12 protein-coding genes are annotated in these 10,640 nt (G+C 66.2%); 5 read left to right on the forward strand and 7 right to left on the reverse strand.

The genetic code is table 11. The features are described 5' to 3' along the window. Positions 1–7: 7 nt before the first annotated feature. From IEX78_RS05805 to IEX78_RS05825, 5 genes are all read right to left on the reverse strand, one after another. Positions 8–1,207 (reverse strand): winged helix-turn-helix domain-containing protein, encoded by a 1,200-nt coding sequence (locus tag IEX78_RS05805; RefSeq protein ID WP_188828261.1) that lies wholly within the window; start codon positions 1,205–1,207, stop codon positions 8–10. A gap of 36 nt (positions 1,208–1,243) precedes the next feature. Next, on the reverse strand, positions 1,244–2,266 hold the full coding sequence (locus IEX78_RS05810; protein WP_188827740.1) for a DUF8320 family protein: 1,023 nt from the start codon (positions 2,264–2,266) through the stop codon (positions 1,244–1,246). Then, entirely contained in the window at positions 2,259–3,425 is a 1,167-nt protein-coding gene (locus tag IEX78_RS05815; RefSeq protein WP_188827741.1) for an ATP-binding protein, read from the reverse strand. The genes IEX78_RS05810 and IEX78_RS05815 overlap by 8 nt, the downstream gene beginning before the upstream one ends. Next, positions 3,422–4,099 (reverse strand): DNA-binding response regulator, encoded by a 678-nt coding sequence (locus IEX78_RS05820; RefSeq protein ID WP_188827742.1) that lies wholly within the window; start codon positions 4,097–4,099, stop codon positions 3,422–3,424. Before IEX78_RS05820 ends, IEX78_RS05815 begins: the two co-directional genes overlap by 4 nt. Positions 4,100–4,193: 94 nt before the next feature. Continuing rightward, on the reverse strand, positions 4,194–4,526 hold the full coding sequence (locus tag IEX78_RS05825; RefSeq protein ID WP_188827743.1) for an ArsR/SmtB family transcription factor: 333 nt from the start codon (positions 4,524–4,526) through the stop codon (positions 4,194–4,196). 91 nt (positions 4,527–4,617) lie between these two features. Between IEX78_RS05825 and IEX78_RS05830 the strand changes: the two genes are divergently transcribed. Then, positions 4,618–5,826 (forward strand): MFS transporter, encoded by a 1,209-nt coding sequence (locus IEX78_RS05830; RefSeq protein ID WP_229683731.1) that lies wholly within the window; start codon positions 4,618–4,620, stop codon positions 5,824–5,826. Between the two features lie 74 nt (positions 5,827–5,900). On the opposite strand, the gene IEX78_RS05835 is transcribed toward IEX78_RS05830, so the two are convergent. Beyond that, positions 5,901–6,296, reverse strand: coding sequence for a VOC family protein (locus tag IEX78_RS05835; RefSeq protein WP_188828262.1), 396 nt, complete (start codon positions 6,294–6,296; stop codon positions 5,901–5,903). 134 nt (positions 6,297–6,430) lie between these two features. On the opposite strand from IEX78_RS05835, the gene IEX78_RS05840 reads away from it, so the two are divergent. From IEX78_RS05840 to IEX78_RS05855, 4 genes are read left to right on the forward strand one after another with little or no spacing between them, the layout of a single operon-like run. Continuing rightward, positions 6,431–7,537 (forward strand): alcohol dehydrogenase catalytic domain-containing protein, encoded by a 1,107-nt coding sequence (locus tag IEX78_RS05840; RefSeq protein WP_188827745.1) that lies wholly within the window; start codon positions 6,431–6,433, stop codon positions 7,535–7,537. 42 nt (positions 7,538–7,579) lie between these two features. Then, positions 7,580–8,326, forward strand: coding sequence for a 4-hydroxy-tetrahydrodipicolinate reductase (gene dapB, locus IEX78_RS05845; protein WP_188827746.1), 747 nt, complete (start codon positions 7,580–7,582; stop codon positions 8,324–8,326). Further along, positions 8,323–8,814 carry a DUF805 domain-containing protein gene (locus IEX78_RS05850; RefSeq protein WP_188827747.1) on the forward strand — a complete coding sequence of 164 codons (492 nt, stop codon included), beginning with the start codon at positions 8,323–8,325 and terminating at the stop codon, positions 8,812–8,814. Before dapB ends, IEX78_RS05850 begins: the two co-directional genes overlap by 4 nt. Before the next feature lie 8 nt (positions 8,815–8,822). Next, positions 8,823–9,272 (forward strand): flavodoxin family protein, encoded by a 450-nt coding sequence (locus IEX78_RS05855; protein WP_188827748.1) that lies wholly within the window; start codon positions 8,823–8,825, stop codon positions 9,270–9,272. A 1-nt stretch (position 9,273) separates the two neighbouring features. On the opposite strand, the gene IEX78_RS05860 is transcribed toward IEX78_RS05855, so the two are convergent. Beyond that, positions 9,274–10,611 carry a M16 family metallopeptidase gene (locus IEX78_RS05860; RefSeq protein ID WP_188827749.1) on the reverse strand — a complete coding sequence of 446 codons (1,338 nt, stop codon included), beginning with the start codon at positions 10,609–10,611 and terminating at the stop codon, positions 9,274–9,276. Positions 10,612–10,640: the final 29 nt, after the last annotated feature.

Consider the following 10,640-nt stretch of genomic DNA (forward strand, 5'->3'; position numbering starts at 1 on the left):
CTGCTAGTCATAGCAACTCGATGAGGTCGCCGCGCTCGCCGATGACGACCTTCTCCAGTTCAAGCCAGTCCGCCATCTCGCGCAACGCCGTGTTCACGGCAGCGGCTGTCGCCGCGTTCGCGTGACCTGGTTCGGCAAACGCGCCAGGCACATTCAGGACCCCCGCCGCGCGGTCGGCCCGAAGGTCAACGCGGCCAACAAGTTGCCCGTCGAGCAGCACAGGGAACACGTAATACCCGTGTACGCGCTTGGCTTCGGGAGTGTAAATCTCAATTCGATAGTGGAAGTCGAAGATTCGCTGGGTACGCGGCCGGAAGAAGATCAGCGGATCGAACGGGCATAGCAGCGCGGTTCCGGAAATCCGTCGTGGCGTCGCGGCTTCCGGGTGCAAATACGCCGGTTCACCCCAGCCGTCGACCTCAACCGGAACCAACTCGCCCGCGTCTACTAGGTCGCGGATCGCTGGCGTTGTTTGTTTGCGGCGCAGCCGGTAGTAATCGCCGAGGTCGGCTTCGGTGGCGATGCCGTGCGCGCGACTGGCTTTGCGCACCAATTCCCGCATCGCCTCGGCCTCGTCGATCACGCGCGCGCGGATGTCGGCGGGGATGACTCGCTCGGTGAGGTCGTAGTGGCGTTGGAAATTCACGCGCGTTCCCGTTGACAGTTCGCCTGCCGCGAACAGTTGTTCGCACAGCAGTTTGGTGTCGCTGAGGTTCCACCAGCTGCCCTTGGGACGCGGTTTGTCGAGTTCAAGGTGACGTTCGATCTCGCCCGCGCTCGCTGGGCCAACCTCCCGGACAACGTCGAGAATGTCGGCACCGAGGGTGGGATTGCGTTCGACCGCGCGCTGCACGTTCGCCCAGCGGCCCTTGCTGTATTCGTCCATCCTGAAGCGCATCAGCGGCCAGTCGGCAATCGGCATGAGCGCTGCCGCGTGGCCCCAATACTCAACGAGCCCACGGCCGGACCCGCGCGGATCGCTCCACGCGATCGTGTCGAGCAGCCCACGGTCGTAGGAGCCAAGCCGGGCGAACACCGGCGCGTAATGGGCGCGCACGACCGCCGACACCGAATCCAGTTGCAGCAGCCGGGTTTTGCTCACGACGTCGAGCACAGCGCGCCGATTGGGCGTGCTGCTTGGACGCTTGCCGAACCCCTGGGCCGCCACCGCGATCTTTCGCGCTGCTGCCGCACTCATCCGCTGCATGTCGATCACCATGCCAGAGGGGTCTGACAAGTTTGCTCAGCTCGAAACTCGCACGGTCCCCGCGGTGTCGATTTCGGTGCGACGGTAGTCGCTCGGGCTCACCGCGAGCACTGTCGCAACCCAGCGTCGGCCGATGGGCAGTACCCGCACGGTGACCGATCCTGATGTGGCCCTTGTCAATTGGTCGACCGCCGCGTCAATTGCCTTGCCGCGCACCCACGCTGGAACGCCGATAAAGCCGCCGTCGTCGAGGAGCGTGACCTCCACTCCCCTCCCACGCGCGCCACGTGCGGCGGCGCTCAGCGCGTCGGTCACCAGTTGTGGGGCGCGGAGCGCGTCGCGGAGTTCGGCTTCGAGCAGTCGGCATTGCTCGCGTTCGGCGTCGCTGAGCTCGACGCCCGCCGCGATGCGCGCGAGGATCGGCCCTGCGGCCTGGTCTAGTCGCGCCAACTGTCGGTCGCGTTCGCCGTTCACCGCCTCAAGCGCGGCCTCGCGCGCCGCACGCTGGTTGGCGTGGCCGCGCAGTTCCCGCAGTGACCGTTGCGTTGGCCGGATGATCGTCATAAATACGGTGACCACCGCGACCGTCGCGACCGGGGTGAGCGCGCGCAGCACCGTTTCGGGCTGCCACGACGAGAAGACGCCAAACAGTCGCAGCACGATCGCGGTCGCGACAACTCCGGCCCACGCCGACGCGACGCGACCGCGTACCACGAGCATCGCGAGCACATACGACGTCGGGTACGCGGTCCACAACTGCGGGGAGAAGCCCGCGCGATTGTTGACAAAGGGCACGGTGAGGCCCATCGCGATCGGGCCAGCACAAACGATGAACGCGGTGACGAGGTAGGGCAGTGGGTCGATCGGAAACACCGTCACCATCAGCGCGGCGGTGCCCATGATGACCAGCGCGACGAGCGCGGGGAAGAACGGAACCAGGTCGAAATTGACCCGCATATACATCAGCACGGTCGCTTCGAAGACGAGCACGAACAGCCAGGCGAGGCCGTCGCCGAGCCCGAGCAGTTCGCGCACGCCGAGCACGTCGCGGTCAACCATGATCGGGCTCCCATCGCAGGGTGACGGTCGTGCCGAGTCCCGGGGTCGACTCGACGATCGCGGCGCCGCCCGCCACGGCGGCCATGCGGCCGATGATGCTGCCCGCGATGCCAAGTCGGTCGGCTGGCACGGTCTCGGGGGCGAAGCCAGCGCCGTCGTCGGAGACGGTGACCTGCACCGATGTCGCGGTGAGCTCGACGGCGACAGCGCGGCGCGCCCGTTGACCAGCGTGCCGCAGGCTGTTGCGCAGGGCTTCGGTGAGGGCGGCGGCGAGCCGTTGCGCGACGTCGATGGGGACGCGCAATGTGGTGTCGGCGAGCGTCGTGCCGACGACCAGGTCGGGGGCGACGTCGGCGGTCGCGTCGCGCAGCAGGGTCACGATCGAGGGTGCGTCGATGGCGAGCACCGCCGGTGCTGCCCTTGACTGTTCGAGCTGTTCGAGGGTGCGTGCGGCCTGGCCGCGCAGCGCGGCGGTCGACTCGGTCGCGCGGGCGGCGGCGAGCAAGGTCGACAGGACCGCGTCGTGAATCAACGCCGCGAAGCGCGCGCTCTCCCGTTCGGTCGCCGCGGCTGCGGCGACGGTCGCGGCTCTGCCTCGTTGTCGCACGCCTTCGCGGTCAACACGGTCGGCGGCCGCGCGGGCGTAGACAACGCACCAGAGGAAGAGGGCGGCGACGCCTAGTGCGCGGGTGATGTCGCCGAAGAGCGAACTTTCCGGTATCACAAAGCAATTCGACGCGCTGGTCGCGACGGCGAGGATCGCGGCGTACCCGGCGGCGAAGCGGACCGACCAGGCGAGGCCAGCCGCCATCGTGCCGAGGACGAGTCCACGGTAGGGCCATGAGGCGATCGAGCCCGCGTGGACGGCGGCGTAGATCGCGGGCGTTGCCACGGTCGCTGCGAGGTAGCAGAGGGCGGCCGCGCCCGCGAAGGGACCAATCGCGGCTGCCGGACCGCGCGCCGACACCGCGACGAGCGGCGCGAACATCACGTACGCGGCGGCGAGTTGGATTTCGGGCCAATGCCCGTCGACGGTGTGTTGGGTGAGGACCGCTGGGAGTTCGAGCACCATCACGATCAGTGCGCCGACGCCGATCGCGACGCCGAGCCTGCGGACGATTTGGTCGGTTGCCGCCCGCGCGAGTTCGTGCTGGATCACCCTCGGTGATTCCGTTCGGGGACGGGGAGCCACCCGTCCTCGACGGCGCGTTTGTACAGGTCGGTTTTGGTCGGCGCGGGTCGGCCCGCATCGGCATATTTCTGGCGAATGCGGCCGAGGTAGTCGTTGACGGTTTGTTCGGAGAGGCCGGTGAGTCGGGCGACGCGCGACGCTTTTTCGCCCGATGCGTAGAGCATGAGTACTTCTTCTTGCCGCGGACTAAGGCCGACTGCCGACAGCTGCGGGTCGCCGTCGATGGCGGCGGCCCAGTCGGTGGTGACTACCTGTTCGCCGGAGGCGGCTTTGCGGACGGCGTCGACGACGGTGGCGACCCCTTCGGACTTCCGAAGTACGCCTAGCACACCGGCTTTCGCGGCAGAGCGAACGAGGAAGGCGTTGTCGGCCCCGGTGAACACGAGCACTTCGATGCCGCGTTCGCGCAGCGCGGTGACGTTGTCGCCGGGCGTTGACCCGTCGGGCAGCCTTAGGTCGAGCACGACAAGATCGAGCCCGTTGCTTGCTTCGGGATGGGCGAGCAGCCCCGCCACGCTGTCGGCAGTGGCAACGAGATCAAGATCAGCTTCAGGCCCGAGCATGGCGGCGAGCCCAATAGCGACCGATTCATGGTCTTCAACGAGCCCAACCCGGGCCACCGACCGTCGTTCGTGGTCCACAGATCTCTCCCGTCACGCTGTGCAGATGGTACAGGTGTACCGCATCACGTGACGGCCTGTTAGCCGGGAGAAGTTGGGGCACGACGACTTTCGCCTACTCTCCCACTGCCTCGTTCGCCGCTCCGACGACCGCGGGGAGTAGCCCTGGTACCGCGCGTTCCAACGCGTCGACTCGCAACCGCTGGTAGGTCTGGCCGTCGATCGTCAGGCGTTCAATCACGCCAGCCTCGCGCAAGATCTTGAAGTGGTGGGTCGCGGTCGACTTGTTGATCACGTCGTAGAGCGCCGAGCAGCGGACCGGGGCGCCCGCGTTGCTCAGGCGGCGAACCATTTCTAGGCGGACCGGGTCGTGCAGTGCGCCGAGGACAGCGGGGAGTTCGGCGACGGGGGCCGACGCCGTCGACAACGCATCGTTAGCCGATGTCATGATTTACCTCACTCTGGGTTCGATAACCATCATACTCGGCGTACCGTTCGATCCGTTCGATGAAGATCAAACTCTGCTGATAGGGGCCCTCGTGGCGACAACAATCGTGGAACCCGAACACCACACGCAACGATGGGCCTACGGCACCGTCCTTGTCGCGACCGGCGTCGCGCTCGGCGTCTCCGGCGCCCCCGCCCCGCTGTACGGCATCTACCAGACCGAATGGCACCTTTCGCCGCTCACGACCACGCTCGTTTTCGCCGTCTACGCCGTCGCGGCGCTGGGCGCGGTGCTCGTTTCGGGGCGCGTTTCCGATGTGGTCGGACGCAAGCCCGTGATGATCGGCGCGTTCGCGACGATGATCGCCGGACTCGCCGCCTTCCTCATCGCCGACTCGGTTGCCATGCTCCTGCTTGCCCGTGCCCTGCACGGCGCCGCCGTCGGCGCGACCGTTGTGGCCGGTGCCGCCGCTCTGCTCGACCTTCGCCCCGAGCGCGGCGCGCGGTCCGGGCAACTCAGCGGCGTCGCGTTCAATGTCGGCATCGCCATTGCTGTGCTCGGCACCGCCGTACTCGCGCAGTACGCGCCAGCACCGTTGCGCACACCGTATGTGGTGATCGCGGTGCTCTGCGTGGCCGCTGCCGCCGCGATTCTTTTCCTCAACGAACCGCACACCGCCCGCACCAAGGCACGCATCCGCATCGCGAAACCCGCTGTCCCCGCCGAAATTCGGGCCGATTTCTGGTTCTCGGCGATCGGCGTGATGGCCGCGTGGTCGGTGCTTGGCGTGCTGCTTTCGCTGTACCCGTCGCTCGCCGCCGCCAAGACTGGCGTGCACAACCTCGTGTTCGGTGGGGCCGTCGTCGCGGGCACCGCGTTGGCGGGCGCGACCGCCCAACTGTTCGCGACGGGCATCCGCGCACGCAAAGCCGCGATCATCGGTGACCTCGGTATGGCCGCCGCGCTTGTCCTGACCTTGCCCGCGCTCGCGACGAAGAACTGGCTTGTCGTGCTCGTCGCGGGCCTGGTTCTTGGCGCGACCTTCGGACTTGGCTTCGGTGGCTCACTGCGCCACCTGTCGGAAGTGGTTCCCGCCGATCGACGTGGCGAAACGATGTCGGCCTATTACCTGCTTGCCTACTCGGCGATGGCACTGCCGACAATTGCCGCGGGTTGGGCCGCGACCGAGTGGGGCCTGACCACGGTGTTCCCCTGGTTCGTCGTGATCGTGGCGCTGGCCTGCATCGGTGCCGCATTGCTTGGTATTCGAGGCGCTCGGGTCGCCGCGAAAATCGCCTAACGAAACCGTGCGCGTGAAAACCCAAGGCCGGTCCCACAATTGGGGCCGGCCTTGGTGCTATTCGCACAGACGGTTTACTCCGGGAAACCACCGTAAGGAACCGTGATCAGTTCCAAAAAGTGCCCATTGGGGTCGAGGAAATAAACCCCTCGACCACCGTCATTGTGATTAATTTCGTTGACGTCATGTTTCTGCGGGTCGGCCCAATGCTCCAGCTTGTAGCGCTGAATCTTGGCGTAAGCCGCATCAAATTCGGCATCAGACACCAGAAACGCGTAGTGCTGTGGCTGAATCTCGGAAATGAACGGCGGCACGTTCGCGAAATCAAACGCGATTCCATGTTCGAGGGCGATCGGAATGAACGGCCCCCATTGCTTTCCTACGTCCAACCCGAGGATATCGGCCCAAAATTCGGCCGTTTCCCGATTATCGCGACATCCGACAATGGTGTGATTGAACTGCACTGACAGGGGATTTCTCCTTGTTCGTGATGGCGCCGACCCTGGGCACGGTACGAGGCGGCCAACAGGAGCACCATCACCGATATCGAGGTTAACGCCAGATCCCCGAATCTGTAAAGGCTCTCGCGGTAAGTTCTTCGATCATGAAGATTCGTGGAGCGGTTCTGGAACGGATCGCCGCACCCGCCCCGTTCGCTGATTCGCGCCCGATCACCATCGGTGAGCTCGACCTTGCCGAGCCTGGCCCGGGCGAACTGCTAGTTCGGATCGAAGCGGCTGGCCTGTGCCATTCGGACCTGTCGGTCATCGACGGCAACCGGGTGCGGCCGGTGCCGATGCTGCTCGGCCATGAGGCGGCCGGGATCGTTGAGCAAGTAGGCGAAGGCGTCGACGACATCACCGCAGGTCAACGCGTTGTCATGACGTTCCTGCCCCGCTGCGGCGAGTGCGCGGGCTGCGCGAGCAACGGCCGCACCCCGTGCGCGCCGGGCAGCGTCGCCAACAACGCGGGCGAACTGCTCGCGGGCGGTCGCCGCCTGGCTCGCGATGGCGAAGAAGTCCACCACCACCTTGGCGTTTCGGGTTTCGCGTCGCACGCGGTCGTCGATCGACGCTCGGTCGTCCCCGTCGACGATGACGTGCCACCCGAAGTCGCCGCTGTCCTCGGCTGCGCGGTCCTCACCGGCGGTGGCGCGCTCCTGAATGCCGCCAAACCACAAACCGGTGACCGCATCATGGTCGTCGGCCTCGGTGGCGTCGGGATGGCGGCCGTCCTTGTCGCCGTGTCGTTGGGACTGGGCGAGGTGATCGCCGTCGATACGGTGCCCGAAAAGCTCGCGCTCGCAAGGGAATTCGGTGCGACCGCCACGTACACCCCGGCCGAGCTAGCCGAGGCGGGCATCGTCGCCGACACCGTCATCGAAGCGGCGGGCAACGTCCGCGCGTTCGAAACCGCCGTTGCCGCGACCGCACCCGGTGGCGTCACGGTGACAGTTGGCCTCCCCGCTCCCGACGCGACCGCGACCATCTCGCCACTCACGCTCGTCGCGCAGGGTCGCACAATCATCGGCTCCTACCTCGGCTCAGCGGTCCCGTCGCGCGACATCCCCGAGTACGTCCGCCGCTGGCGGGCCGGCGAACTCCCCCTCGAACGCCTCGTTTCCGCGCGCATCGGCATCGACAGCATCAACGAAGCATTCGATGACCTGGCCGCCGGGGCCGCGCTGCGGCAGGTGATCGTCTTCGACTGACCACCCGATAGGCTTGGGTCGAGAGCGAAACGAGGAGGCAGGGTGACCATTCGGGTCGGAGTACTTGGAGCACAGGGCAAAGTTGGCCAGGCGATCTGCGCGGCGGTAGAAGCTGCCCCGGACCTCGAACTTGTCGCCCAGGTCGATAAGGGCGACGCGCTGGAAACCTTCACCGAAACCGGCACCCAGGTCGTTGTCGACTTCACCAATCCCGACGTGGTGATGGGCAACCTCAAGTTCCTCATCGACAACGGCATCCACGCTGTCGTCGGCACCACCGGCTTCGATGAGGCTCGTCTCGCCGAGGTGCGCGGCTGGTTGGCGCAGCGTCCTGAGGTCGGCGTGCTGGTCGCGCCCAACTTCGCGATCGGCGCGGTGCTGTCGATGCGCTTCGCCGAGCAGGCGGCCCGCTTCTTCGACTCGGTCGAGGTCATCGAACTGCATCACCCGAACAAGGTCGACGCCCCGTCGGGCACGGCTTACCGCACCGCCGAGATCATCGCGGCAGCCCGTGAACGCGCGGGTGTCGGCCCGAGCCCGGACGCGACGACCATCGAGTTGGAAGGTGCGCGCGGCGGCGACGTCGACGGCGTGCGCGTGCATTCGGTGCGCCTCGCCGGACTGGTCGCGCACCAGGAAGTGCTGTTCGGCACCCAGGGCGAGACGCTCACCATTCGCCACGATTCGATCGACCGCAATTCCTTCGCCCCCGGTGTGCTGTTGGGCGTGCGGCAGATCGCGAACCGTCCCGGCCTCACTGTCGGGCTCGACCCGTTCCTTGACCTGTGAGCGCTGACCAGGCGAAAGATAACGCCAAAGTCCTTCGGACACTTGGCTTGATCGGCTTTCTGCTGGTCGCGATCGTCCTGTATTTCGGCATTCTTGGGTTCTTCGCGATCCAGTTCATCCAGGCCGGTGGCGTCGCGCCGACGGCGATGGGCATCGGCGTGCTGATGTTGATTCCGCTTGGCGCGTGGATCATTTGGGCTAGTTTGCGCGCGGCGTTCGCCCATCAGCACCTGGCGCGACGGATGCATGACGAGGGCCGCGAACTCGACACCTCGCACCTGGAACGTCGGCCGTCGGGTCGCGTCACGCGCGAAGCGGCCGACGGTCTGTTCGCCCAGGTCAAGCAGGAGTGGGAAGCCGACCCGGATAACTGGCGTTCGTCGTATCGACTGGCGAAGGCATACGACATCGCGGGCGACCGCAGTCGTGCGCGCGAAGCGATGAAACGTGCTGTCGCGCTTGAGAAGCTGGAGAGCCAGGAGAACTAGGAGAGCCCATGCCCCGGTTGCTGATTGTGCATCACACGCCGTCGCCGCATTGTCAGGCGATGTTCGAAGCGGTGCTCGCGGGAGCGACCGACCCGGAGATCGAGGGCGTCGATGTGGTCCGCAAGGCCGCGTTGGCCGTCACCGCGACCGACGTCCTCGAAGCCGACGGCTACGTCCTCGGCACCCCAGCCAACCTCGGCTATATGAGCGGCGCGCTGAAACACGCGTTCGACACGATCTATTACCCGTGCCTCGACGCGACGAAGGGCCGCCCCTACGGCCTGTATTTGCACGCGAATGAGGGTGGCGAGGGTGCGGAGAAGGGCGTCGCCGCGATCACGACGGGGCTCGGTTGGGTGAAAGTCGCTGAGTACGTGAGTGTTTCGGGCAAACCAACCAAAGAGCAACTCGAAGCGTGTTGGGAGCTGGGCGCGACAGTCGCCGCCCAGCTCATGTAGCTCACTCCACCAATTTACGCACTGCCGCTGGCAGGTCGCGGGTGCGCTGGTACGGGCCGACTACGCAGGCGCCGAAGGGGCGGGCCAATACCGTCCGTGCCACTTCAGCCACCTCGTCGGAGGTCACCGCGTCGATGCGCGCCAACGTCGCCGACACGCTGCGGTGGTTGCCGTAGCTCAGTTCGCTTCGACCGATGCGGTTCATCCGCGACGCCGAATCCTCAAGTCCCAGAACAAGTCCGCCGCGTAGCGAGCCCTTCGCCCGCTGGCATTCGGCTTCGGTGACCCCGTTCGCCGCGACTTCCTCGAGTACGCCGCGCGCCAAAGACGTTACCTGCGCGAGGTTTTCGGGCTGGCAGCCCAAATACACCGAGAACGCGCCGGTGTCGGCGAAGGTGTCGACACTTGAATACACCGAGTACGCGAGCCCGCGTTCTTCTCGAATGCGTTGGAACAGCCGGGAACTCAGTCCGCCACCGATCACCGTGTTGAGGATCGACAACGGCCAGCGCTGCGACCCCTCATGCCGTCCGAACGCGCGAACACCGAACGCGAGGTGCGCCTGTTCGCCGTCGCGGTTGATGCGCACAAGTCCGGGCGCGCCCTGCTGGCGGAACACCCCTTCGCGCCGAGGCGCGGGTTCGGCGCTCAGGTCAAGGCGGGGTTCGAACGCACGATGCACTAATTCGACGACAAGATCGTGGTCGACGTTGCCCGCGACCGCGACAACCATCCGTTCGGGCCGGTATCGCCGCTGGTGGAAGCCACGCAACTGCGACGCCTGCATGTCTTCGATCGACTCAACACTGCCGATGACCGGCCGACCGATCGGGTGGTTGCCGAACATCGCGGTCATGAACGCGTCGCCGACGAGGTCTTCGGGGTCGTCGTCGCGCATCGCGATCTCTTCGAGCACAACCTGGCGCTCAACGTCGACATCGGCCGCGCGGCACAGCCCGTTCAGCACCACATCGGAAACGACTTCGATCGCGTACGGCAGGTCTTCGTCGATGACGTGGGCGTAGTAGCAGGTCTGTTCCTTGGCGGTGAACGCGTTCAGTTCACCGCCGATCGAGTCCATGCCCTGGGCGATGTCGAGTGCTGAGCGCGTCGGCGTCGCCTTGAACAGCAGGTGTTCGAGGAAGTGCGCGGCGCCCGCGACGGTCGGACCTTCGTCACGTGACCCGACGCCGACCCACACGCCGATCGATGCCGAGCGCACGCCGGGCACGAACTCGGTGACAACGCGCAGGCCGCCGGGCAGCACGGTTCGGCGGACGCCGCCCCCGGGGCTGTGCTGATCTGTGTCGTCGGTGCTGGTAGCGGTGGGCTCAGTCAATTGTGGATTCGTCACCCGATCTCACCGGG

The sequence above is a fragment of the Nocardia camponoti genome, from assembly GCF_014646135.1.
Classification (GTDB): Bacteria; Actinomycetota; Actinomycetes; order Mycobacteriales; family Mycobacteriaceae; genus Nocardia; species Nocardia camponoti.